The organism is Paenibacillus alginolyticus DSM 5050 = NBRC 15375, from assembly GCF_000422905.1.
Classification (GTDB): domain Bacteria; phylum Bacillota; class Bacilli; order Paenibacillales; family NBRC-103111; genus Paenibacillus_E; species Paenibacillus_E alginolyticus.
Genome location: NZ_KE383949.1, coordinates 37,820 through 62,888, shown reverse-complemented (window position 1 = coordinate 62,888; position 25,069 = coordinate 37,820). Strand labels below are relative to the sequence as shown.

Annotated in this window: 19 protein-coding genes; 6 read left to right on the top strand and 13 right to left on the bottom strand. The window is 44.8% G+C overall.

Annotated elements, in window-relative coordinates; genetic code table 11:
* Nucleotides 1-62 precede the first annotated feature (62 nt).
* The 8 genes from leuB to G519_RS51525 all read right to left on the bottom strand — a co-directional run bounded on the left by leuB (nt 63) and on the right by G519_RS51525 (nt 8,652).
* Nucleotides 63-1,142: a 3-isopropylmalate dehydrogenase gene (gene leuB / locus G519_RS0139525; protein ID WP_029199222.1), complete on the bottom strand. Its 1,080-nt coding sequence runs from the start codon at nt 1,140-1,142 to the stop codon at nt 63-65.
* A 150-nt stretch (nt 1,143-1,292) separates the two neighbouring features.
* Nucleotides 1,293-2,408 carry a Ger(x)C family spore germination protein gene (locus tag G519_RS0139520; RefSeq protein WP_029199221.1) on the bottom strand — a complete coding sequence of 372 codons (1,116 nt, stop codon included), beginning with the start codon at nt 2,406-2,408 and terminating at the stop codon, nt 1,293-1,295.
* Nucleotides 2,405-3,505: a GerAB/ArcD/ProY family transporter gene (locus G519_RS0139515; protein WP_029199220.1), complete on the bottom strand. Its 1,101-nt coding sequence runs from the start codon at nt 3,503-3,505 to the stop codon at nt 2,405-2,407. The genes G519_RS0139520 and G519_RS0139515 overlap by 4 nt, the downstream gene beginning before the upstream one ends.
* Nucleotides 3,506-3,537: 32 nt before the next feature.
* On the bottom strand, nt 3,538-4,656 hold the full coding sequence (locus G519_RS0139510; RefSeq protein ID WP_029199219.1) for a Ger(x)C family spore germination protein: 1,119 nt from the start codon (nt 4,654-4,656) through the stop codon (nt 3,538-3,540).
* Nucleotides 4,653-5,753, bottom strand: coding sequence for a GerAB/ArcD/ProY family transporter (locus G519_RS0139505; protein ID WP_029199218.1), 1,101 nt, complete (start codon nt 5,751-5,753; stop codon nt 4,653-4,655). Before G519_RS0139505 ends, G519_RS0139510 begins: the two co-directional genes overlap by 4 nt.
* A complete protein-coding gene (locus tag G519_RS0139500) occupies nt 5,750-7,285 on the bottom strand; it encodes a spore germination protein (RefSeq protein WP_029199217.1) in 1,536 nt (511 codons plus the stop codon). Before G519_RS0139500 ends, G519_RS0139505 begins: the two co-directional genes overlap by 4 nt.
* 171 nt (nt 7,286-7,456) lie before the next feature.
* Entirely contained in the window at nt 7,457-8,284 is an 828-nt protein-coding gene (locus G519_RS46900; protein WP_036635726.1) for a VanW family protein, read from the bottom strand.
* 77 nt (nt 8,285-8,361) lie between these two features.
* Entirely contained in the window at nt 8,362-8,652 is a 291-nt protein-coding gene (locus G519_RS51525) for a hypothetical protein (protein WP_029199216.1), read from the bottom strand.
* Between the two features lie 141 nt (nt 8,653-8,793).
* Here G519_RS51525 and G519_RS0139485 point away from each other — a divergent pair, with 141 nt between their 5' ends.
* The 6 genes from G519_RS0139485 to G519_RS0139460 all read left to right on the top strand — a co-directional run bounded on the left by G519_RS0139485 (nt 8,794) and on the right by G519_RS0139460 (nt 17,895).
* Complete coding sequence (locus G519_RS0139485) at nt 8,794-10,125, top strand: extracellular solute-binding protein (protein WP_029199215.1); 1,332 nt, start codon at nt 8,794-8,796, stop codon at nt 10,123-10,125.
* A gap of 80 nt (nt 10,126-10,205) precedes the next feature.
* Nucleotides 10,206-11,081 (top strand): carbohydrate ABC transporter permease, encoded by an 876-nt coding sequence (locus tag G519_RS0139480; protein WP_029199214.1) that lies wholly within the window; start codon nt 10,206-10,208, stop codon nt 11,079-11,081.
* Nucleotides 11,082-11,100: 19 nt separating this feature from the next.
* Nucleotides 11,101-11,979 (top strand): carbohydrate ABC transporter permease, encoded by an 879-nt coding sequence (locus G519_RS0139475; RefSeq protein WP_029199213.1) that lies wholly within the window; start codon nt 11,101-11,103, stop codon nt 11,977-11,979.
* 38 nt (nt 11,980-12,017) lie between these two features.
* Nucleotides 12,018-13,784 carry a cache domain-containing sensor histidine kinase gene (locus tag G519_RS0139470; protein WP_029199212.1) on the top strand — a complete coding sequence of 589 codons (1,767 nt, stop codon included), beginning with the start codon at nt 12,018-12,020 and terminating at the stop codon, nt 13,782-13,784.
* Nucleotides 13,765-15,345 (top strand): response regulator, encoded by a 1,581-nt coding sequence (locus G519_RS0139465; protein WP_029199211.1) that lies wholly within the window; start codon nt 13,765-13,767, stop codon nt 15,343-15,345. Before G519_RS0139470 ends, G519_RS0139465 begins: the two co-directional genes overlap by 20 nt.
* Before the next feature lie 30 nt (nt 15,346-15,375).
* Nucleotides 15,376-17,895 (top strand): beta-mannosidase, encoded by a 2,520-nt coding sequence (locus G519_RS0139460; RefSeq protein ID WP_029199210.1) that lies wholly within the window; start codon nt 15,376-15,378, stop codon nt 17,893-17,895.
* 229 nt (nt 17,896-18,124) lie between these two features.
* Here G519_RS0139460 and G519_RS0139455 read toward each other — a convergent pair whose 3' ends face one another.
* The 5 genes from G519_RS0139455 to ilvB all read right to left on the bottom strand — a co-directional run bounded on the left by G519_RS0139455 (nt 18,125) and on the right by ilvB (nt 24,704).
* Complete coding sequence (locus G519_RS0139455; RefSeq protein ID WP_029199209.1) at nt 18,125-19,321, bottom strand: aminotransferase-like domain-containing protein; 1,197 nt, start codon at nt 19,319-19,321, stop codon at nt 18,125-18,127.
* Nucleotides 19,322-19,417: 96 nt separating this feature from the next.
* Nucleotides 19,418-20,965: a 2-isopropylmalate synthase gene (locus tag G519_RS0139450; protein WP_029199208.1), complete on the bottom strand. Its 1,548-nt coding sequence runs from the start codon at nt 20,963-20,965 to the stop codon at nt 19,418-19,420.
* Between the two features lie 361 nt (nt 20,966-21,326).
* Nucleotides 21,327-22,319 carry a ketol-acid reductoisomerase gene (gene ilvC / locus G519_RS0139445; protein WP_029199207.1) on the bottom strand — a complete coding sequence of 331 codons (993 nt, stop codon included), beginning with the start codon at nt 22,317-22,319 and terminating at the stop codon, nt 21,327-21,329.
* 151 nt (nt 22,320-22,470) lie between these two features.
* Nucleotides 22,471-22,962: an acetolactate synthase small subunit gene (gene ilvN / locus G519_RS0139440; RefSeq protein WP_029199206.1), complete on the bottom strand. Its 492-nt coding sequence runs from the start codon at nt 22,960-22,962 to the stop codon at nt 22,471-22,473.
* The gene (gene ilvB / locus G519_RS0139435) at nt 22,959-24,704 is read right to left on the bottom strand and encodes a biosynthetic-type acetolactate synthase large subunit (RefSeq protein WP_029199205.1); all 1,746 of its coding nucleotides are present in this window, start codon (nt 24,702-24,704) and stop codon (nt 22,959-22,961) included. Before ilvB ends, ilvN begins: the two co-directional genes overlap by 4 nt.
* Nucleotides 24,705-25,069: the final 365 nt, after the last annotated feature.

Here is a 25,069-nt window from a genome sequence, read left to right as displayed (position 1 = left end):
CGACCTACAAAAAAAGCTCGCCCTCCGAAGCCTCGAAGGCCTCGTCGGGCAAGCTTATTTTATTATTTACGCATAGCGTCTACGATCAGTTGGCCCATTGCAAGAGTACCGATTGCTGATCTCTTATCAACAGCGATGTCGCCTGTACGGTGACCCGCATCCAGCACTTCTTTCACTGCACGCTCGATGGAATCCGCCGCTTCGTGGTAACCGAAGGTCAAACGGAACATCAAGGCTACCGAAAGAATGGTTGCGATTGGGTTGGAGATTCCTTGACCAGCAATATCGGGAGCGGAGCCATGTACCGGCTCGTACAAGCCGAAGCTGCCTTCGCCAAGAGAAGCGGATGCCAACATCCCGATAGAGCCTGTCAGCATAGCTGCTTCATCACTCAGGATGTCGCCGAACATGTTCTCCGTCACGATGACGTCGAAGCTGGATGGGCGGCGCAGCAATTGCATTGCACAGTTATCAACGAGCACGTGCTCTAGCTCAACATCCGGATAATCAACCGCAATGCGGTTCACAGTTTCGCGCCATAGACGGGAAGTTTCCAGAACGTTCGCTTTGTCTACAGATGCAAGCTTCTTGCGACGTGTTTGTGCAATTTCAAATGCTTGACGAGCAATACGCTCAATTTCAGTAACATTATAAGCGCAAGTATCGACAGCTTCTTGACCATTCGCTGTTTCACGACGGAATTTCTCACCGAAGTAGATACCGCCAGTCAATTCACGAACAACGATCAAGTCCGTTCCTTCCAGCACTTCAGGCTTCAACGTGGAAGCTTCTTTCAAGCAATCGAAGATGAAAGCCGGACGAATGTTCGAGAACAGTCCAAGCGCTTTGCGAATACCTAGAAGACCAGTTTCAGGACGCAGCTCTTTGGAGTTGTTGTCCCATTTAGGACCACCAACAGCCCCTAAAAGTACAGCGTCTGCGGACTGGCAAACTTTCAGCGTTTCTTCCGGAAGCGGAGTCCCTTTCTCATCAATCGCAATACCGCCGAATAGGGCGTGTTCTGTTTCAAATTGATAACCGAATAATTCTTCGGTACGTTTTAATACTTTTTCCGCTTCTGCAACGACTTCCGGACCAATACCATCTCCGGCGATTACAGCAATTTTCTTCACATCTGCCATGACTACCATTCACTCCTTAGATTAGCAACCTACTCATGCAAGCATTTGCTATCGTTATATGCTGCATTTATTGTATCATAAGTAGACTCTTCTCTTTAGATATAAAAGCTATCGCATTTATAGGTATCACCTATCAACAATGCTAAACGACTATTCGAGAACCCCAATACTTTTGATGATGACTTTAGGAGAAACATTTACTGTTGCTTCAGATAGCGTTTTCACCCAGTTATCCTCTACCTTCTTCCAGTTTTTATAGTGATATGCGCGTACGTGGACGCCAAACTGAAAGGGATCAACTTCATATTTTTGAGCTTTCTTGATTAAAGCCTCGCATTGTTTTTTCAACTCTTTTTCAAGGGCTTGTTCCAGCTGTTTTTTCTTCTCCTCTAAATCTAAGGTAAACAATCGCTCCGTCAAATCAATCTGAACCTTTATATCGATATCGATTGTCAAATGCTCGTCCTCGAATTTTCCCATGATTTTAGGCTTTGCCTTTACGATATTGAAACTCACATAGGACATTTTTTCATTCGTATGAAACATTCCAGGGGGAAAGTGAATCGTTAGCGGTATAGGACTCTTCGTATCACGCTGCAATAATAGGAGCAGTGAGCTTTCTTGATGATCCAATGAAACCGCATAGGTGCCGTCTTTATGTACAAGAACAGTACCCGTAATGGTGAGTTCCTGTTTATCTGTTTTCATTTCAGTTAAAAAAGGCGTCATTCCTTTATCCTTCATTTGCAGATGAAATTGCTGTAGTGAAGTTTGCACTGTACTCCTGTCCTTATAAGTGCTTGTTACCAGGTCTTTAATCACGCTGGCGATTCGGCCTTTATCATTCATGTTCGTATACATCACATCTTTAACTCTTCCATCAATCACAATCACATTCGCATTAATCTCATTCCGGGGGTCGCGGAAGAGAACATCCATATAGGGCAATGCATTTTTTTGCTGCAGCAGTTTTTTTCCTATGAGAACATTTTGCGATTTTCCATATGCAAGGTTGCCGCTCGTCTTACTATTAATTTTATCTTTTGATTTGCGCATCGTACTCGCCTTTGAGGATGTAATTTTAAAGAACTTTCCGGCTTCTTTATTGAAGACAGGGCTTGACGTATACACGACAAACTTATTATTCTCATCAAAATCAATGGCCTCTGTAAGAACAAACTGTTGATCCTCTATATATACAGCTTGACCGCATCCAGTTACAAACATTAAAACTGCCAATATCAAAGAAAAATAAAATTTCTTCATTGTCGCGGGTCCCTTCTAACGAAATGAAAAATCCATCCGTACACCCAAAGAAAAATAGGGAATACAAAAGCGCTGAGTAAACCTGCTATCCCCCACGATTTGCCCATACTTGTGATTTGGGAAGAAGTAGGGATAAAAAAGAATGACAATAGTATCCATAAGAGTATGAGTATACGTAAAGCAATTCGATGATCCTGCTTTCCTAATAATTGAGTTATTCCTAATACGGCTGTGAAAAGGTAAGGAATGATCGTCATAAATATGATAAACAAATAAAAAGACAGACTAAAGATCTCCAGCCGTTCCAAAAAAGGCAATCGGATAAGCTTCAACAAGTTAAGCATAGGGTAAACGTAATCTGTAACTTCAGCTGGGGAGAATCTAATAAAACAAACGATTGTAGTCGCTGAATAAGTAATTATCGATAATAAATTTGCAATAACAATTCCCTTCACTGCTGATTTCTTATCCTTTAGAAAAGGATACAACATAAAAGCCAGTTCAAATCCAAGGAAAGCGTAGATGGTTGATTTTAGGGAAGACAGAATGGGAAGCACTCCTTCTTTCCCAATGGGAAGAAGATACGTCCATTGAGTATCCTTAAGTGCTAGTAACAAAAAGAACGGCATCCACAAAGTAACAATAAAAACAAGCTCAGCAAAGATTCCAATCACCCTTATCCCCTGTTTGGTAATCATATAGATGGGAATGGAAAAAAGAATCATTAAGATGAAGTTCCGTATATCCGGAATGATCCATATTTTTATGATATGAATCGCTGAAAACATAACCGTACTTGCCGCATATGCCGCAAGCAGAATCCATGCTGCTGCTAAGCCTTTTCCCACCCACTTACCAAAGTATTTGGATAAAAGCTCGAATAAGGTATACTCGGGATTTTTCTCCATTATTCGTATGATGACTATGCTTAGCAGCATGGAAACAAGTCCCCCCAATATAACAGTTATCCATCCATCGGTACCAGCTGTATAGGCTAAATCGCGAGGCAAGGATAATACACCGATCCCTACCTGGGTTTCGAATATAATAAAGATGTATTGTATCAAGGAGATTTGATTAAACGAATATTTGTTCATGGCTAATCATCCCCTTCTCTGCTAGCTTAGCTTTATTCGGAAACTCCGATATTTTTGATTGCAACTTCCGTTGAAACATTTACAATTGCTTCAGATAGCGCCTTTCCCCAGTTATCCGCTACCTTCCTCCAGTTTTTATAATCATGTGCCCGCATATGAATCCCCACACCGATGGGGCTGAGTTGATGCTTTTGAAATTTTTTGATTAAGTCCTGGCACTCTTTTGTTAGTTCTTGTTCAATCGCTTGTTCCAGCTGTTCACTCTGTTGCGCCATATCTAGAGTAAACATGCGTTCTACTAAATCAATCTGAACCTTCATCTGAATATCGATCGTAAGAAGGTTTTCTTCGAGTTTAGTCTTGAATTCAACTTTTCCCTTTTTAATATTGACACTCACATAAGACATTTCTTCTTTCGTATGAAACATCTCAGGAGGAAGGTGAAATGTTAACGGTATGGGATTACTCGTATCGCGCTGCAGCAATAGCAGTAAGGAACTTTCTTGATTGTCCAAAGAAGCAGCATAGGTGCCATCTTTATGTAAAAGTGCGGTCCCTGAAATAACAAGATCATTCTTTTCCACTCTCATTTCAGTTAAGCTTGGCGTTAAAGCACTATCCATCATTTGTTTATGGTATTTCTGCATGGAGGTTTGCACTGAAATTCTGCTTTTATATGAGCTTTCAACCATTGATTTGATCACGTCGCCTATTTGGCCTTTATCACTCATGTTCATATGCACGACGTCTTCCAAAGCCCCATCAACCACAATCATATACGCATTTATTTCATATTTAGGATCGCGAAAGAAGACATCCAAGTAGATTAATGCGTCGGTTTCCTTCAGCAATTTTTTTCCTAACAGCATACTTTGCAATTTTCCAGGCCCAAATTTACCATTTAGTTTTGCCTCAAGATTTTTCTTGCCTTCACGCACTGTTTCCGCAGTAGCTTTTGTTATTTTAAATTTATCCTTTGCTTCTCTGCTGAAGATAGGAGATGCTGTGTACATGACCAACTTCTTTTCGTCATCAAGATCAAGACCCTCAGCAACAATAAACCGTTGATCCTCGATATAAGCAGTCTTACCGCACCCTGTAATACATAATAGAGCTGCCCAAGTTAAGAAAATGCCCCTCCACTTCTTCATTGCTTTGGTTCCTTTCCAGCGTGATGAAACAGCCTCCCGTAGATCCAAAGGAGAATCGGAAACACATACGCGACATATGTACCTGCAGCCCCCCATGATTTGCCCATTTGATTTATCTGGGAAGAAGAAGGGATGAATATGAATGACGACAAGACCCATAGGCACATCAATATTCGTAACACATTTCGATGATCCTGCTTACCGCATAATTGACTTGCGCCCAGCGCAGCAGTATACAGGTAGGGAATGATCGTCATAAATAGTGTACACAGATAAATGGAAAGAAAAATGATTTCCAACCGCTCCAAGAACGGCAATTGGATGAGCTTCAATAAGTTGAGCGTAGGATAGGCGTAATCTTTGATCTCATCTGGTGAAAACCTGACAAAACTGATTACGGTCACGGTTACAAAAATAATCATGGATAAAGAATTTGCAATCAAAATTCCTTTGGACGCGGATTTCTTGTCCGTAAGAAACGGATATAGAATGAAAGCCAGTTCAAACCCAAGGAAAGAGAGGATGGTTGATTTTACGGTAGACAGAATGGGAAAAAAGCCTTCTTTACCGATTGGAAGAAGGAAAAGCCAATGGGAATCTTTAAATGCATACAACAATAAGAACGGCATCCACAAAGAGACAATAAAAACGATCTCAGCAAAGATTCCGATCACTCTTATTCCCTGCTTTGTGATGATATAGATGGGGATTATAAACAAGATCATTAAGATAAAGTCACGTACTTCCGGTACGATCCAGAGCTTTATCATATTGATCGTAGAAAACATAACTACGCTTGCTGCATATGCCGCATACAGAATCCAAATAACAGATAAACTTTTACCCACCCACTTGCCAAAATATTGAGATAAAAGCTCTAATAATGTATATTCGGGGTTTTTGCCCATAATTTGGATAACTACTAAACTTAATATCAAGGACAACATCCAACCCAGTAAGATGGATATCCATCCATCGGTACCGCCAGTTTTAGCTAAATCACGGGGAAGGGATAAGACACCAATCCCCACTTGCGTTTCAAATATAATAAAAATGTATTGTGTCAAAGAGATCTGATTAAACGAATACTTCCTCATGCTTGGTCTTCACCTTCTCTGTTTGTTCCCTGTCTTTTAAGTTGAATTGGATCGGTTGAGACTGGACGTTTTTTCATTTTCCACATAGGGGCTCGGATCCATACGTCTTTCCAATCCGACAGTCGGATTGGGGCAACCGGACTTCCATAGGATATGCCAAATGATTCCATCGAGATCAGGTGAGCCCCTAGAATCATCATCCCAATCACAATGCCGATCATACCGAACACAGCAGCCAGAAACATCATTGGAAACCGAAGCAGCCGCAGCGAGGAGGACATATCATAATCAGGGATAATAAAAGAGGAAATAGCCGTAATGGCAACGATAATCACCATAATATTACTCACAATTCCCGCTTGCACGGCCGCCTGACCGATGACAATACCCCCTACGACACCTATCGTTTGCCCAATAGGGCCTGGAAGACGCAACCCCGCTTCCCTTAACATCTCAAGGGCTACTTCCATGAGAAGTGCCTCTACGATCGGAGGAAAAGGTACCTTTTCTCTGGATTCCCCAATTGATACCAACAAATCCAAAGGAAGCACTTCATAATGAAACGAAACAACGGCTATATACACAGCAGATAAAGATATTGTCGTAATTAATGCCAGATAGCGTAATAAACGCAGAAAAGTGGCTATGAGCCAGCGATTGCTGTAATCATCTACACTCTGAAAGAATGCCGTAAAGGTTACAGGAGCCACAATCACACTCGGTGAATGATCGACAACGATGACTATTCTCCCTTGCAAAATATGGGCTGCAGCAGAATCCGGCCGTTCCGTCATGATTAACTGTGGAAACAAACTGATTGGATGATCTTCTATATATTCTGCCAATTCTCCCGTATTTAAAATGGCATCCACATTAATTTGCAGGAGACGGTCCTCCATTTCTTTCACTAAATCTGGTTGTACAACATCATCAAGAAACATGATCGAAACTCTTGTATTTCCCCGAGAACCAACGGCATATTCTTTTATTTTCAGTTCACGATTGGGAAGATAGCGCCTGATTAAGGCAATATTCTGCCCCGATGTCTCGACAAATCCTTGGTGTGATCCCTTTAGTGTCGATTCAATTTGCGGCTCTTTAATCGCTCTCTGAGGCCATCCTTGCGTACATAAAACAAGCGAACGCTCTTGCCCATCAATAAATAGAACGCTTTGGCCTTGAAAAATCGTTTCTTCAATTCGGGACCATAAGATTACAATCTCTGTTTTTGCAATCGTAGTGGAAGAGTTCCAAATGTCGTTTACCGAATTGATTTCATACATGAGCGGCTTTAAGATGTTATTATTAATCGCCGATTTATCAATGAGCCCTTCCAAATAAATAATTACGGCATTCTCCCCTGATCTTAATTGAAACCGACGAGTAACCAGATCCGGGGCATGGCTAAACATGGTGCTCAGCGTCTGTAAGTTATTCTCAAGACTCCCTGAGATCGTTGGATTAAATGGATCAGTTAATTTCTGGGTTGGAGCTGATCTTATTCCATTTAACCATCTCCGGATCGTTCCCATCCTTGCACCACCGTTCTTGAATCATGTAATCAAAAGTTTCCCATAATTGGGTATAATTATTCGTTTACCAACGTGATGCAAACAGATACAAAGAAGCCATTTGGATGTATGATCCAAATGGCTGGGAAATATGAACAAAGCAAGACCATGACGGACGCTCCATAAAAGTAGTTAAATGCCTTCACTCACTGACGAAGTTCCTTCTGTCAACAGTGGCTCATACATCATAATCGCATGATTCTCGGTTACCCATTCATCACGTACAACTTCCCGTTCCACGTTCAGCACTCTTCGGTAAATTTCATTATGTCTGACATAACCGCCCCAGTATTCACGCGTGATCCAGTGCTTCTTCTCATAGATCTCAAACGTATGGATCGCGGGCCTTACAGATCGCCATTCCCCCACCAGATGCGCATCCGTGATGCGAATAATAAGTTGAAATTCCTCGTTGGTATCGTTACGAATTTGAAGATCCAGATAATTGTAGAAACAAGTAGCTCCTGTGCCAAAAGGCTGGCTCCTACCCGCATCCGGAAACACATCATAGCTATGACGGTACCTTTCCGTTACGGTAAGCGGCGAGTGCAGTGTCATCCAGTAGATTAAATTAGAGAGCTGGCACAGCCCACCTCCAACCCCCGCCTGCACCTTCCCGTGAAAAAGCACCATACCGTCCTGATAGCCTTTTCGCCGTGTCGTACTGCCAATTAACCGCCAATAGGAGAATGTTTCTCCTGGCTTCACAATGACACCGTTTAACTGCTTGGCTGCGATCCTTAGATTGATCACTTTATTATATTGAAGCCACATTTCTACATCCTTCAGCTGTCTAAGGAGTGGCGTTTTATGTGAAAATAGGAGATAAGGGAGAGGCTCCGCTTGCTTCGTCTTGGCATAGGTCTTACCGTCCAAATACCACTGAAGATACCTTTTAAGTCGATACACTTTTTTACCCAGGTATATTCTAGCTCGGCTTCGGTTGATTGGTTTAAGCAAAGAATCGCCTCCTTCAACTTGAGCAAAAACCGCCAATGCCAGTAGTAGTTCACTAACTTGACGGCTTTTATATGTGCTTAGAGCTTTGAAATAACCATGGAAATGATAATACCAGAAACTGAAATCCAAAAGAAATAAGACCTGACGATCCTGCCAACCAATGAATCTTGAAATTGAAAATGTTTCTTTTGATTATGCTCCATATTCAAATCTGTGGCTGACCCGCTAGTTCCACCCAAACCAGTTACACTAGTAAATCCCTGGCTCAACGCACCTTTTGCAATACAAGTTACAATAAGCAATAATAAAGAACCCATGAACAAATAATTGGAAATCTGTATCAACATGAAGTCACCTACCCTTCCCATCGTCCTCCTTTTATCATAATTTGAAATATATTCCAAGTCAATTATCCGATGATTTTCTACCCTGTTCCTTATCCTGTTCACCTTACTAAATCAATCAAAATCCGTAAAATATACAATAGATACACAAACAGGAGGTCTACCATGAAAAAATTCACTCAAATTTCTGCTGTATTATTAGCAAGTACAGTGCTGCTAGCCGGATGTGGCGGTGGTGAAAAAGCTGCAGACAAGCCAGCTGCAACAGCAGCAAACGGCTCCAAGGAAAAAGTTAAGCTTTCCATCTGGCACAACTGGTCAGGACAAGACGCTAAAGCACTAGCTATGCGTAAAATTCTCGATGATTTCAAAGCACAAAACGCCGATATCGAGCTTGAAATCGAAGGGCTTCCAACTGATGGCCTCAAAACACGGTTGAAGACCGTAGCCGCGGCTAATGAAATGCCGGATTTGTTCGTGATGTGGCCTGATGCGATGACGAAGGAATTTGTTAGCGGCAACCTATTGCAACCGATCAATGAGTTTCTAGACAGCAAGCCTGAGTGGAAAGGCAATTTCATCCCGAACGCACTCGATGGCTACACGGTTGACGGTAAAATCTATTCCGTACCTATGAACTTATCTCCTACTTCCTTCATTTATTACAACAAAGCTCTTTTTGATCAATACCACGTACAAGTTCCCAAAACGTGGGACGAGCTGAACGCGGCGATCAAAACGTTTAACGATAATAAAATCATCCCTATTGCTCTTGGTAATAAGGCGAATTGGGCTGTACAATCCACCATTTTCAGTGCGATTGCTGATCGGACAACAGGTAGCGATTGGTTCCTCAAAGCTGCGAAACAAGATGGAGCGAAGTTCACAGATCCTGAATTCATTCAATCCTTGAAAACACTGAAGTCGCTTGGTGATGCCAAAGCTTTCCAAGATGGATTTAACAGCATTGATCAGAATCAAATGAGACAGCTCTATTTCCAAGGTAAAGCCGCGATGTTTATTGACGGCGGTTGGGCGATGGCTGACGTTGTTCAAAATACACCAAAAGATGTATTGGCTAACACGCACGTAACGCTGCTGCCTCCTGTTGCCGGTGGTAAAGGCGAAGCTCAATCCACATCAGGCGTTGTTGGAACCGGCCTAGGCGTTAGCAAAAAATTAACAGGAGCGAAGAAAGAAGCTGCACTCAAATTATTGTACGCCTTATCCGGACCTGAAGGTCAACAAGCAACGCTTAACAGCTCTACATTAGTCAGTTACAAAATTGATCTCGATCCAAGCAAAGCGCATCCGCTTTTCGTTGAATTGAATGAGTTGATGAAGAAAACGAAAATCACGCCAGTTTACGATGCCAAATTAAGCTCCGCAGCTGTAGAAGTTATTAACAATGGCCTGCAAGAGTTGCTCATGGGCGGAAATCCAGAGGCTATTGCCAAGAAGCTTCAAGATACTCAAGCAGCCGCACTCGGCAAATAAGATATCCTATAATACCGGTATCCAGCCCTCCACCTGTGTGGCAGGGCTAGATACTTTCATCCGTAAAGGAAGTGAGAATGATGAATGCATCCTATGTCCGCAGATTTGTTGTACTAAGTCTTACACCTGCTATTCTGGTCTATGCTTTATTTGTTTTTGTCCCTGTCATCTGGTCTACGTACTATAGTTTCTTTGATTGGAAAGGGATTGGTGCAGCGAAATATATTGGGCTGAAAAATTATGTGGAGATTATCCATGACCCCATTTTCTGGAGAGCCATGAAGAACAACCTTATTTTCTTGGTTGTATCAGTATTCGGTCAACTTCCAATCGCTCTCGTGCTAGCCATCCTGCTTCATAAAAGCAATGCGCTTCAACGTTTCATCCGCTCAGCCGTTTTTGTTCCTATGGTTCTGTCATCGGTCGTCATCGGGATGATCTGGCAATATATTTATCATCCGCAGATCGGGATTCTTAATTTCCTACTCGACAAGCTTGGTCTAGAGAGCTGGAAACTGCAATGGTTATCCGATACGAAAATTGCCATCTTCGCACTGGCACCTCCACTGATCTGGAGTTTCGTAGGATTGTATCTCATTATTTTCATTTCAGCCTTTCAAAATATTCCCGGCGAGATTCACGATGCCGCCCAAATTGATGGCGCAGAAGGCACGCGTAAGCTCATCTCCATTACACTGCCGATGATCTGGACGACTGTGCAAATCGCAATTATTTTATGTATTTCCGGCAGCTTGAAATCCTTCGATTTAGTCTATGTTATGACGAAGGGCGGTCCGGCGCACGGAACCGAATTACTCGCTACGTATATGTATAACTCGACCTTCTCCTCTTATCGTTACGGATTCGGGAGCGCCATTTCAACGTCCATCGTCCTGATCAGTCTCATCTTTATTGGTTTAAGCCAATGGATCACCAATGGCAAAACGAAAGCATAAAGAAAGGAGGAATGTGAGCATGCAACCCCTTGCTGCACAATCGACACAAGCAAGATCATCAAGACGAAACTTTTCATTTGGAGCATGGAAACAAGGCGCACTTTGGACGTTCTTGACACTTTATGCTATTTTAACGTTATATCCGCTGCTCTGGTTGGTCTTATCCTCTTTCAAAACGAACGCAGAATTCTTCAACAGTCCGTTCGGACTGCCAGCTTCATGGCAATTCTCAAACTACGTCACCGCTTGGAAATCTTCCAAAATGGGGACTGCCTTTCTTAACTCTGTTATAGTTTCCTTGGTTTCACTCGCTCTTACGCTATTCGTCAGCTCACTAGCCGCCTATGTGCTGGCCAGAATTAAGTTTCGTTTCAAGGCCATTATATTAACGTTCTTCGTCATCGGTATGCTGATCCCTATCCACAGTACTTTGGTTCCTCTCTTCATTCTTATGAAGCAAGTGGGCCTACTGAACTCGTATTGGGCACTCATTCTGCCATACACAGCCTTCGCTTTACCGACGGCCATTTTCGTACTTACAGCCTACTTGGCTTCTGTACCCAAAGAAATTGAAGAAGCTGCTTATATAGATGGCACACGACTTTGGGGTGTATTTTGGCGCATTATGCTGCCAATTTCCTTACCCGCCTTATCGACCGTCATTATTCTGAGCTTCCTGCACTTCTGGAACGATTTCTCGTTCGCCCTTGTTTTTATTAGCAAAAGCAGCTTAAAAACATTGCCCCTCAGTATCGCGAACTTTGCTGACGGCTATCAAACGGATTACGGTTTAACACTAGCTGCCATGACCATTGCCGTTATCCCTACTGTTGCTGTGTACTTGGCATTCCAAGAACAAGTCATGAAGGGCATGACAGCCGGAGCTGTGAAAGGCTAATCTACGACTAAGAAGACAATGAAGGAGGAAATCTGGAGATGATCAAATGGTTTGGCTACTCGTTAAGGCGCAAGCTATCTGTGATTATGCTCGTTACGACATTAATCCCCTTGTTGTTTCTTGGTACGTTCGCCTTCACCATTTCTTCCAACATTACGGAAGAGAAAGCTCAACAGGCAGGTCTGGACACACTCGCTCAGATGGATGCCAAATTCCGTTTTATATTGAAAGACGTTGAGAATATGTCCCTCTTTTTAATTGGGCAAAGCGATGTTCAAGCTTATATGAAGAAACCCGATGAGACACGAGCCCAAATTCTCGGCCTCATGACCAATCTTGTTTACTCCAAAGACTATATTTCAAATATTACAATATATCCCAAAAATTCGATTGCCAGCGAACCGCTTGCAACATCAACCATCTATAAAACCGATCTCAATCAACAAATAGATATTGAACAGATTTCGGATAAAATGTGGACAAACCTCTATCACATCGAAACTTATTTGGGTGATCGGCAGGTCTTTTCCTTCATCCGCCCTTTGCGAAGCTATAACAACTATCAGACACTCGGTTGGCTTTCGATAACATTAGATGAACAAGTGTTATCCCGAATATGGTCCGAACCGCAGCTGGCTGAAGGACACGGAAAGGTTGCCTTACTTAACAGTCGGAATGAGATTATGTCAGCCACGGATAAAAGCTGGCTCGCCGGGCCTGTCGAAACGTTGTTTCCAGGCGTGAGCGCGCACATCAAAACCGGAACATCCGGCGAATGGACCTTCGGCAAGGGGAACGACAAACAGAATATTCTTTACTACCGAGAGCCCTCCATCGGCTGGACCTTAATCGGCGTTATCCCTTCCGAATTATATAGTGCTCAGAATCGGTACATTCTGCAATTAACTGGCGTAGCTGTTGTACTTGCTGTGCTCACTAACATTGTACTTACCTTGTTTGTGATCCAAAGGGTTACCAATCCGCTTCGCGCCTTGACCCGTCTGCTAACCAAAGTCAATCCAAGTGAGCCCTTGCCGCAATATCCGGCTGATTCAAGGGATGAGATTGGTCGACTCGCACAAAGCTACAACATGCTCGGCACGCACATCGAGGCACTCAAAACGCAGCTCATTCACGATGAAACACGCAAGAAAGAAGCCGACATGCGGGCGCTGCAGGCTCAAATTAATCCACATTTCCTGTACAATACACTTTCATCCATTCATTGGATTGCTCTTCTGACCGAAGAAAATCGTATCGCCGAAATGGTCGGTGCCCTGAGTGATTTCCTTCGTTTCAGTTTAAACAAAGGCAAGGAATATTGCACCGTCTCTCAAGAACTTGCGCATATACGTAACTATGTGCAGGTCCAAGCCATTCGTTTCCCCGATGAATTCGAAGTCGACTTTACGATTGATGCAAGGTTGAATGACACGTATATGTTGAAGCTATTGCTCCAACCTCTTGTTGAGAATGCGATGATTCATGGCATACAGAAGAAAGAAGCGAAAGGCATCATTTCTATCTATGCCGAACAAAAAGGCAGTTTAATGAGCTTCAAGATCATGGATGATGGAATCGGTATGTCCGAGGATCAATTAAAAACGGTAAGGGAAAGTCTGAACCCTCAGAAGGGGCTGCCTGCCTCCGATGCCAGCTACGGTATGCGCAATGTACATGAACGGCTGCTATTGCATTACGGGATGGAATCTGGGCTTATCATCGAGAGCAAATTAAATACTGGCACTTGTGTTTCTTTTTCCATTCCAATATTGGAGGATTTCCATGAGAATCATGATCGTTGACGATGAAGTCATTATTCGTACGGGTTTGGCGAAAGTCATCAAGTGGAAAGAAATTGGCATCGAACTTCTTCAACCGGCAGCTTCTGCGGAAGAAGCACTTCGGCGCTTACCGGAAGAGCATCCTCACATTCTGTTGACGGACATTCGCATGAAGCATATGAACGGCCTGCAGCTTGCGGAGAAAGCAAAAGAAATTATACCGGAAATCGAAACCATCATTCTTTCGGGATATGATGATTTCGTTTTTATGCAGCAGGCGATCCGACAAGGGGTCAGTGACTATTTGCTGAAAACAAGCCGTCCTGAAGAAATTATGAAGACAGTCCTGCAGGTCAAGCAAAGAATCGAAGAAAAGTGGAAACATCACAATCAAGATCAGTACAAAAATAAAGAGATTCGCAATCGTCTATTTGAACAATGGATTATTGGTGGTGAAACGACCGCCGTTGATTCTGCCCTGCTGTCTGAGTACTTGCCACACTTATTTCCTTCGAAGAATGCTGGCGAAAGCAAGCTTCAAATTTACGTAATCACCGCTGAAGGTTGGGGTGAATCAACAGCTGCGATGTCTCTTCTTTTATTCGCTGTGGATAACATGCTACATGAGCTATTGAAATGTGAGACGTTGATTTATAAACAACGAATTGTCGTTGGCATTCGCAAAGAACAAGGCGCCGAGCTCAACATATATCCTTCCACAGCTTTGAATAAAATTGAACAGTTACTGAAATGCAAAGTTTGGTTGTCTCTCGGGGAGATGGTTCATCAGGCAGAAGATTTGCATAAATCGTATACTACAGCTGATTATGCCTTTAGCTATAAACCAATATTGGAGAAATCCATACTTGATTACTCGGATATCGCCCTGCGCAAAGGCGGCAAAACAGTTTGTACGCATGAAGAAGAGCTCGAGCTCTCTGCTATCTTGCTTGAGGATGATTCTATCGCGCTGAAAGGCTGGGTTCAGCGATATATGCAGCCAGAGCTCGATGATCCCCAGATGACAATTGAATCGCTCCAGTCGATGATTCGCTCGGCTGCGCTCTCTGCCCATCGGTGGCTGGAACGCGTGTTAACCGCTACAGGCCGTGGCGGAAACATCGACGAACAGATCAGTCCGCTTGTCATCAACCGCGGTACTATATTCAAGGATGTGCTATTTCAACATTTGCTTGCTCTCATGGAACTATATCACCATCGCCTTGCCGGAGGTCAAGCTACACATACACAGAAAGCCATGGCTTATATTCAGCAAAATCTAGGCAACGATGTAGGCTTGCAGCAAGTGGCGAAATTCGTCCATTTGCACCCTAATCATTTGAGTGAAGTGTTTAAAAAAGAAGCCGGTATGACATTCGGTGATTATGTGACCAGACAAAAAATAGGCCGAGCCATGGAAATCCTTACGGTTTCCCCTGCTAAAATTGCTGAAATTGCAGGTGTAGTTGGCTTTGAAGATATTAAATATTTCAGTCAAGTATTCAAGAAATTCACAGGAAAAACACCAAGCGAGTTCAGAGAAGAAGCTACCCAGCATCTGGGACAGACACCTAAACCGTAAGGTGCAATGAAGCAAAGGGAGAGATCTTACATGGAACTATCAGGTTTATGGAGACTTCAACAATTCGAGGTTGGACAGGCGAGACCGCTGGAAGTAGCGGCTGCTGGACTGGACGACCGCTTCTGGATTACAGTACAAGTACCTGGTGATGTGCATTCAGCTTTAATCGATCGTGGGCTCATCGACAATCCCTATTTCGGCCATAACGATGCAAAAAGCCGCTGGATCGAGCAGAAGGAATGGTGGTATCGCTATGCGTTCAATTATGATCTGAATGAAGATCCTGAAGAGAAGCATGAGCTGACCTTTGAGGGCCTCGATACATTCGCCACCATCTATGTGAATGGCAAGAAAATTGGCACCACCAACAATATGCTAATGGGCCACACGTTCGATGTCACCCGAGTACTTGTCGAAGGTAAAAATACGATCGCGGTCAAATTTGATCCGTTATATTTGCACAATCGGGATAAAGAGCTGTTCCAATGGTCTTCCTATACGAAGGAGCGCCCTTGGCTGCGTAAAGCCGCAATGAATTTTGGCTGGGACTGGGGCCCGCGGATGGTAACGGTAGGCATCTGGGGAAAGGTTCATATCGAGCGTAAGCGCCTCGCTAAGCTGGATAGTGTCTTTGCAAGGACAGTAGCAGTGAATGAGTCTGCTGCCTCCATTAAGCTCGATGCCGATGTCATTGCTTTCCGAAAAAATGCAGAGCTTGAGTGCGAAGTCCGTTTATTAGCAGAAGATGGCCGTGTCGTTACATCCGTGCATGGGATGGTAAATGGGCCAGGCAGATCGAAAACAAACACATTTACAATGGAAGTAGTAAACCCTCAATTATGGTGGACGCATGACTTGGGCAAGCCTTATTTGTACGAATTAGAGGTGCTTCTATATGCGGATGGAGAGCTTGTCGATCTCTATAAGAAGCCATTTGGCATAAGAACGATTGAGCTCGAACTCAAAGATCAACACGGTCAACATGCGTTTGCTTTTATCCTCAATGGCGTCAAAATATTCGCCAAGGGTGCCAATTGGATTCCGGCCGATCACTTCATCGGAAGTATTCCTGATCTGCGATATCGCGATCTGATTGATCTCTCCGTTAACTCGAATATGAACATGCTGCGCATTTGGGCAGGCGGTATTTATGAGAAAGATGTGTTTTTCGAGGAATGCGACAAGCGCGGTGTACTCGTTTGGCAGGACTTCGCCTTCGCCAATGCACTCTTCCCTGATTTTAACCGAGATTTTTTGGAAAATGTCCGTAAAGAAGTCATCTATAACATTAAGCGTTTACGCAATTATACATCCCTTGCCTTGTGGTGCGGAAACAACGAAATCGACTGGCTGTATGATATGAAATCCGCCGGTGGCGATATTACATGCCCGTTCTACGGTGAAGTCATCTACCATGAACTAATTCCAGAAGCACTTGAGCTCCTCGATGACAGTCGTGCTTATTGGCCATCTTCTCCTTTCGGCGGGAATGACGCGAACGATCCGGATGTCGGCGACCGCCATAACTGGCAGGTGTGGCATGGCTCCGTGTACCCTCGCCAATTCGGCGATGTGCCTTTGCTGGATTACAGCATCGAAGGCGTCACATTCAAAAATTACAAAAAGGACTACACCCTGTTCAGCAGCGAATTCGGAATGCATGCTTCGGCCAATCGCTATACACTCGAGAAAAACATCCCTGACGGCCAATTCTACTGGAATAGCGTAGAGATGGCGTATCGCAATAAAGATACGAACCATCAGAAGGGTATCCTGCTCATGGAAGGCTATACCGGTATTCCGTCCAACATCGAGGAGTACATGAACTTCTCTATGCTGACCCAAGCCGAGGGCTTGAAGTACGGTATTGAGCATTACCGTCGCAACAAGCACCGCACAAGCGGATCGCTAGTCTGGCAGCTCAACGATAGCTGGCCAGGTACCAGTTGGTCACTGATCGACTATGAACTGCTTCCGAAAGCATCCTTTTACTATGCGAAAAAGTTCTATCATCCGCTGCTCCTTTCGATCGACCATGAACCGGGCCAGCCGCTGCATGTCTGGGCAGTGAACGATACACTTAGCTCTCTGCAAGGGCAAGTATTGCTGTCTGTGTTTAACTTCTCAGGTGAGCTGCTGTTCAGCCATGCTTTCGATGCTCAGGTGAAGCCGAATGAAGCTTTGCATCTTGGCAGCTTGAATGAAACGGATATTTTGCAGGGCGCTTCGGCGGATCAGGTCGTTGTGAAGCTAAGCACAACTGACTGGGCAGCACCGGACAACCTGATCTACCTGCGCGACCAGAAGGATCTCAAGCTCCCTCCTACCACGCTAAGGGTGAATGTGGATGAAACTGCGCAAACCGTTCAAATCACCGCAAACGGCACCCACGCGCGTATGGTGAAGATCGATCTGCCACAAGGAAATATCCGCTTCAGCGATAATTTCTTCGACTTGCTGGCTGGTGAACAAGTTACCGTTCACATCAGTGACCCTGCTGGTAGTAAAGTTTCATTGAAAGAGCTGAACGTGAGTGCAATGAATTTGTAGGCAGGACAAGTGCCACTTCTATGGAACTAAACAGTGGTGACTTCCCGAAGCAGAAAGTTGTATTTTGTACAACATTATGGCTCCAAAACGAATAAGAAGCCGCCAAATCCCAGTGGATACCTGGTATTAGGCGGCTTTTTCGATTCTGGATTTCCAATATAGACAACAAAAAAAGCACCCTCAAGCTGATGGTCTTGGACGACCAATTCGCAAGAAGGTGCGCTATCTTCTATGCATTTTGTAGATATGATTCCATAGCCTTAGCTAATTTCTGCATACCGAGAATCGTAATCTCACGATCCGTATGCGTGTAATTCAGGCGCATTGTGTTGTATTGTGGATTTTCGGCGTAGAATGTGGATCCTGGAACAAACGCTACACCTTCTTTTACCGCGATTTTCAGCAAATCCTCTGCACGAATATTCGCCGGCAGCTCCACCCAAATGAACATGCCGCCCTTCGGTTCTTCCCACTTCAGTCCAGGCCAGTTTAATTCTTTCAGCAGACCAGACATGAATTTCATCCGATCCAAATATTGCTCACGAATTAAGGAGATATGTGCGTCGAGATCAAAGTGCTCAAGCAAATGATACAGCGTTTGCTGATCAATCGTGCTGGAGTGCAGATCCGCAGATTGCTTAAAACGAGCAATTTGGCGAATAATGGTTTCGTCGCCCATTACCCATCCTGTTCGGAAGGCAGGCGCGACGGTTTTGGAGAATGTGCTGGTGTAAACAACATTCCCTCCTTCAGCTTTGCCACCTAGTGAGAAGATCGTTGGATAGGTTTCGCTTTCGTCAAACTGAATTTCCCCATACGGATCATCTTCCAGAATAAGGACTTCCGCGCCGCGGCAAATATCCAATAAGCCTTGACGGCGTTCCAAGCTCCATGCACGGCCTGCCGGGTTGGAGAAGGTCGGAATGACATAAACCATCTTCGGATTGTGCTTGGCAATTTTGGCCGACAGATCTTCAAGAATCATACCGTCTTTATCGCTATCAACCGAATAAATCTTAGCGCCTTTGGCTTGAAACACTTGAATCGCCGCCAAATACGTTGGGCTTTCAACAAGAATGACATCGCCTTCATCAATGTAAACACGCGTCATAAGATCAATCGCTTGTTGAGAACCCGTCGTCAGCAGCATCTCGTCAGGTGTTACTTGCATATTCTTAGCAGCCATCCGCTTGCATAAGGATTCACGAAGTGGCTTGTAGCCCTCAGTCAAACCATATTGCAGCGCTGACTTCCCGCCGCCAATCACTCTTTGAAACGCATCAGCAACCGCGTCCAAAGGAAAAAACTCTTCAGCAGGCAATCCGCCGGCAAAAGAAATAATCGAACTGCCTTGTGTCAGCTTGAGAATTTCTCTTACCGCCGAGGATGAGAAACCTTCCAGCGACTTAGAAAATCGATATTTCATAAATGGACGCATCCTTTCGCATTTGTAGAAAGCACCCCTCCTCGTTAGGCTTGGAGGTGAGGTGCTTATCTGGGTGGTGCCGTGGACTCAAAGTTATTAAATCAACGTAACGTTGCTTCTGTTGCTTGTTGGGGTTTTGCGTTTATCAATGAGCCTGTTCACAGCGTCCAAATACGCTTTGGCGCTTGCTTCCAGAATATCCGTTGAAATACCGCGACCTTGAACGGATACATCGTTTTGCTTAAGAACAACGTGAACCTCGCCTAGTGCATCTTTGCCGTGGGATACGGATTTGATGGAGTAGTCGTCCAGCTCAACATCTTCCTTCGTTGCTTTATCAATTGCATTGTAAATCGCATCAACTGAGCCGTTACCAACTGCGCTTTCCGCCACTTCGGTGCCGTCCTGGAAGCGAACATGCACGGTTGCCGTTGGTGTCATCTGGTTGCCATAAGCAACCTGAAGCGTACCAAGCGCGAAAATTTCCGGCGTCTCGATCAATTTTTCTTCGATCAATGCACGAATATCTTCGTCTTCAACCTGCTTCTTGCGATCTGCCAAATCTTTGAACTTGGCGAAAGCCGCGTTCACTTGCTCGTCTCCAAGGTCATAGCCGAGATCGATGAGCTTCTCACGGAATGCATGACGTCCGGAGTGTTTACCCATCACGAGCTTACTTTCCTTGACACCGATGGTCTCAGGGGAAATAATCTCGTAAGTCGTTTTCTCTTTGAGCATCCCATCCTGATGGATGCCGGACTCATGGGCGAACGCGTTGGCGCCGACGATCGCTTTATTGCCTGGCACCACCATGCCGGTCAGCTTGCTGACCAAACGGCTGGTGCGGTAGATCTCTTTCAGCACAAGCGAAGTTTTCGCTTGGTAGAAGTCCTGGCGCGTCTCGAGCGCCATGACAACTTCCTCGATTGAGGTGTTGCCCGCTCGCTCGCCGATCCCGTTAATGGTGCCTTCGATTTGATCGGCACCATTAAGTACCGCCGCTAGCGCGTTAGCTGTAGCCATTCCGAGGTCGTCATGGCAGTGCGCGCTCAGCTGAATCTTCTCAATGCCTGGCACGGTCTCCTTCAGCATTTTGAAAATATTGCCGTAGTCGTACGGCGTCATAAAGCCGACTGTATCCGGAATATTCACGACGGAAGCGCCAGCGCGAATAGCCATTGCTGTTACTTCAGCGATGAAATCCAGCTCAGTGCGTCCTGCATCTTCGAGAGAAAACTCGATTTTGCTGAAATACTTCTTCGCATATTTAATCGCTGCTTCGGCTGTTTCCAGTACTTGGTGTTTCTCCATCTTCAGCTTATGCTGGCGATGAATAGGAGACGTCGCTAGGAATAAATGAATACACGGATCCTGAGCGCCTTGTAGCGCTTCACGGACGGCCTCGATGTCACTCTCCTTCGAGCGGGACAAACCGATAACTGAGGCATTCCTGACGGCTCTTGCAACGGCATTCACACCAGCCAAATCACCTGGCGATGCGGCTGGGAAACCAGCCTCCATACGATCAACGCCAAGCTTCTCAAGCTGCAGCGCGATCTCGACTTTCTCCTGCGTGTTCAGGTTCACACCCGGCGATTGCTCTCCGTCTCTAAGCGTTGTATCAAAGATGTAGATTTTGCGCACCATGTCACCTCCTAAGAGTTTTCGATAGAAAACTTACTTCGTAAGCTTTTACTGAGATTTCTATTAAATTGATTAAAACCTAATTCTAACTACTGACCGTTCCGGTCTTCAGCATTTATCTCCGATCGTTTCTTGAAAACGTGTCCCCTCATCTGAATAAACAAAAGGTAGGGACACGTTTTCAAATACGAACGCTACGCTTCTCCGACAAACACTGAGCCCTCCACTGGGCATTTCGAAGGAGTTTTTAAAGATTTAGATATAAATCTTTACTCGTCTTTATAGTATTCACAGGGAGTGATTGGGAAATTCTCCTCAATCACTCCCTGTGGAAGGTTTTGCTATAAATAAGTACTTATGATTACTTTTTGATCCAGTGCATCATTTCGCGAAGTTGGGAACCAACGACTTCGATTGGGTGCTGTGCTTCATTGCGGCGAGTTGCGTTCATGAAAGCAAAGTTGGATTGGTTTTCCAAGATGAAGTCGCGAGCGAATTTACCTTGTTGGATATCGGAAAGTACTTCTTTCATTGCTTTTTTCGTTTCAGCTGTGATAATACGAGGTCCAGTTACATAGTCACCGTATTCAGCTGTGTTGGAGATGGAGCTGCGCATGGAAGCAAGTCCGCCTTCATACATCATATCAACGATCAATTTAAGCTCGTGCAAACACTCGAAGTAAGCCATTTCAGGTGCATAACCAGCTTCAACCAATGTTTCGAAACCTGCTTTAACCAGTTCAGAAGCACCGCCACAAAGAACAGCTTGCTCACCGAACAAATCGGTTTCTGTTTCTTCACGGAAAGAAGTTTCGATAACGCCTGCACGTGTACAGCCGATACCTTTTGCATAAGCAAGACCGATTGCTTTTGCGTTGCCAGTAGCGTCTTTCTCGATTGCGATCAATCCAGGAACACCAAAGCCTTCAACATACGTACGACGTACCATGTGACCAGGGGATTTAGGAGCTACTAAGAATACATCTGTACCTTCAGGAGCTACGATTTGTCCGAAATGGATGTTGAAACCATGGGAGAACATGATCGCTGCGCCTTTTTTCATGTTCGGTTGAATGGACTCACGGTAAACGCGAGCTTGTGTTTCATCCGGCATCAAGATTTGGATCACGTCAGCGCGTCTTGCTGCTTCTTCAACGGAAACAACTTCGAAACCATCATTTTTTGCAGAATTCCATGAACGACCTTCACGAAGTCCGATAATAACGTTCAATCCGCTGTCACGCAAGTTTTGTGCTTGTGCGTGCCCTTGGGAACCATAACCAACCACTGCAATCGTTTTACCTTTAAGTACCGCTAAGTCTGCATCTTTTTCATAGTAAGTAGTAACTGCCATTCGAATAAATCCTCCTTTGATATGATGAATCCGTATTGTCTACCCCTTGAGTGGGTGTTTCAACGGTTTACCCTTTTCAAGCGCTAAAGAGTATACCGCTGAAAGCCCCACTCAAGGAGGCTTTACCTCTTTACCCAAACTGCTTTATGACTTATTTAACTGAACCGCGAATCATCGCTGTGACTCCCGTGCGGGAAAGCTCACGGATGCCATAAGGACGAAGTAATTCGACCATAGCATCTATTTTATCTGAATCTCCCACAACTTGCACGATAATTGAGGCTGGCCCAATATCTACAACCGCTGCGCGGAATGTCTCTACAATCCCGAGTATTTCCGGACGCATAGTCGGTTCTGCATTTACTTTAATGAGTGCCAGTTCTCTGGCAACCATTGGGTTCGAGCTCAGGTCGATGACTTTAATGACGTCAATCAACTTATACAATTGCTTGGAAATTTGCTCAAGCGTGTTGTCGTCCCCTGTGGTGACAATAACCATTCGGGAAAGTCCGAGTTCTTCGGACTCCCCTACAGTGATGCTTTCAATATTGAAGCCTCTGCGTCCGAACAAACCGGATACACGCTGCAGGACACCAGGCTGGTTGTTTACGAGTACGGAAACTGTATGTTTAGTTGTCGTCATTCCGAATCCCCCATTAACATGTCACTAATTGTATCGCCCGCTTTAACCATTGGGAACACATTCTCTCCTTTTGGCACGACGAAATCAATAACCACAGGACCCGGAGTATCGAGTGCTTCCTGCCATGCTCTTCTTGCTTCTTCCTTCGTCGTGGCACGCAACCCTTTTACGCCGTAAGCTTCTGCCAGTTTCACGAAATCAGGGCTGCCAGCCAAATCAATGTGGCTATAACGGTTATCATAAATGATCTCCTGCCATTGGCGAACCATGCCCAGCACTTGGTTGTTAATAATAACAACCTTCACCGGAATGTTGTTAATCGCACAGATCGCAAGCTCTTGCGCACACATTTGAACGCCGCCGTCGCCATTAATGGATACAACGAGTTTATCCGGGTTCCCCATTTGAGCACCAATCGCGGATGGGAAGCCGAAGCCCATTGTACCAAGACCACCTGAAGTAACCAAGGAACGCGGGTTCTTGAAGCGATAGAATTGCGCAGCCCACATCTGATGCTGTCCGACGTCTGTGGTAACAATCGCTTCGCCTTTCGTCGTCTCACTAATCATTTCGATAACGAATTGCGGCTTCAGTTCCGTCTCGGTATTGCCGTATTTCAGCGGGAACTTCTCTTTGCTTTCCTGAAGTTCTGCAATCCAAGCTTCGCTATTGGCAGACTTTGCTTTGGTGTTCGCATATTCCAGAACAGCTTTCACGTCGCCAACACATGGAATATCGGTCTTCACGTTCTTGCCAATTTCCGCAGGATCAACGTCAATGTGAGCGATTTTCTTCACTTTTGGAGCAAAACCGTTCAAATTCATCGTCACACGGTCATCGAATCGGGAACCGATAGAAATCAAAAGATCCGCATTCTGAATGGCTGTGTTCGCTGTGAACGTCCCGTGCATCCCTGGCATTCCGAGCCATAGCTCATGTGCGCTTGGGAAGCCGCTTAATCCGAGCAAGGTCGTTGCAACCGGAATCTGCGTTTTATTGACGAACTCGATTAATTCTTTGGATGCGTCTGCGTATACAACACCGCCGCCTGCTATAATGACCGGACGTTCTGCTTCTTCGATAGCTTTGATCAGCTTATCCACTTGCAGTTTATTCGGTTGCACCGTTGGGTTGTAACCGCGGATATTTACATCCGTTGCGGGTTTAAATATCGTTTTATTAGCGGAGACATCCTTAGGAATGTCAATGAGAACCGGACCTTTACGACCTGAGTTCGCTATATGGAACGCTTCATGAATGATGCGCGGCAGATCGTTTACGTCTCTAACCAAATAGCTGTGTTTGGTAATAGGCATCGTAATACCCGTAATATCAGCCTCTTGGAAAGCATCCGTACCAATGAAGTTGGTTGCTACGTTCCCTGTGATGACGACGAGCGGAACGGAATCCATGTAAGCTGTAGCTATTCCTGTGACGAGGTTCGTTGCCCCCGGTCCGGAAGTTGCGATACATACGCCAACTTTACCTGTGGAACGTGCATATCCATCAGCTGCGTGAATGGCTCCTTGCTCATGTCTAGTCAATAAGTGGTTAAAATCATCAAAACCATGCATTGCATCGTAGATGTACAAAACAGCGCCGCCCGGATATCCAAAGACGCAGTCCACACCCTCCAGCAACAAGCTTCGGAGCAGAATTTCGGAGCCTGTAATCAGGTCCGGCTTCATAAGCTTCTCAATCAATTCTTCTTTTGACTTCTTTGGTTCAGTTTGAACATTCATTGTGATCCTCCTCTCAAAAAGTAAGTCCATGTCATTCGGCGAGCTTTCTTAGACAATAAGAAAAACCCCTGTTCATCCCATACACGCACGTAATGTGTAAACGGGACGAAAGGGGTTCAAGCTTCCGTGGTACCACCCAAATTTGCTACGCGCCTCACAGCACATAGCCTTAGCAGGTATGCTCATGAAGAACAATACCCTCAGCACGATAACGTGTGCTCTTCCGATTTCCCCTATTACCTGCGTCTGTACGCATGTTTCAGGAAAACAGCTCCGAGGTGACTTCGTACGTAAGGGATTAAGGCGATGGTTTCAGCAAGTCCAACGCTCTCTGCGCATAAGTGCCCTTATTACTTCTTCCTCTT

Excerpts from the sequence above, each read along its gene's own strand:
- leuB (WP_029199222.1), bottom strand. The coding sequence starts at position 1,142 with ATGGCAGATGTGAAGAAAATTGCTGTAATCGCCGGAGATGGTATTGGT.
- G519_RS0139520 (WP_029199221.1), bottom strand. The coding sequence starts at position 2,408 with ATGAAGAAATTTTATTTTTCTTTGATATTGGCAGTTTTAATGTTTGTA.
- G519_RS0139515 (WP_029199220.1), bottom strand. The coding sequence starts at position 3,505 with ATGAACAAATATTCGTTTAATCAAATCTCCTTGATACAATACATCTTT.
- G519_RS0139510 (WP_029199219.1), bottom strand. The coding sequence starts at position 4,656 with ATGAAGAAGTGGAGGGGCATTTTCTTAACTTGGGCAGCTCTATTATGT.
- G519_RS0139505 (WP_029199218.1), bottom strand. The coding sequence starts at position 5,753 with ATGAGGAAGTATTCGTTTAATCAGATCTCTTTGACACAATACATTTTT.
- G519_RS0139500 (WP_029199217.1), bottom strand. The coding sequence starts at position 7,285 with ATGGGAACGATCCGGAGATGGTTAAATGGAATAAGATCAGCTCCAACC.
- G519_RS51525 (WP_029199216.1), bottom strand. The coding sequence starts at position 8,652 with ATGGGAAGGGTAGGTGACTTCATGTTGATACAGATTTCCAATTATTTG.
- G519_RS0139485 (WP_029199215.1), top strand. The coding sequence starts at position 8,794 with ATGAAAAAATTCACTCAAATTTCTGCTGTATTATTAGCAAGTACAGTG.
- G519_RS0139480 (WP_029199214.1), top strand. The coding sequence starts at position 10,206 with ATGAATGCATCCTATGTCCGCAGATTTGTTGTACTAAGTCTTACACCT.
- G519_RS0139475 (WP_029199213.1), top strand. The coding sequence starts at position 11,101 with ATGCAACCCCTTGCTGCACAATCGACACAAGCAAGATCATCAAGACGA.
- G519_RS0139470 (WP_029199212.1), top strand. The coding sequence starts at position 12,018 with ATGATCAAATGGTTTGGCTACTCGTTAAGGCGCAAGCTATCTGTGATT.
- G519_RS0139465 (WP_029199211.1), top strand. The coding sequence starts at position 13,765 with ATGAGAATCATGATCGTTGACGATGAAGTCATTATTCGTACGGGTTTG.
- G519_RS0139460 (WP_029199210.1), top strand. The coding sequence starts at position 15,376 with ATGGAACTATCAGGTTTATGGAGACTTCAACAATTCGAGGTTGGACAG.
- G519_RS0139455 (WP_029199209.1), bottom strand. The coding sequence starts at position 19,321 with ATGAAATATCGATTTTCTAAGTCGCTGGAAGGTTTCTCATCCTCGGCG.
- ilvC (WP_029199207.1), bottom strand. The coding sequence starts at position 22,319 with ATGGCAGTTACTACTTACTATGAAAAAGATGCAGACTTAGCGGTACTT.
- ilvN (WP_029199206.1), bottom strand. The coding sequence starts at position 22,962 with ATGACGACAACTAAACATACAGTTTCCGTACTCGTAAACAACCAGCCT.
- ilvB (WP_029199205.1), bottom strand. The coding sequence starts at position 24,704 with ATGAATGTTCAAACTGAACCAAAGAAGTCAAAAGAAGAATTGATTGAG.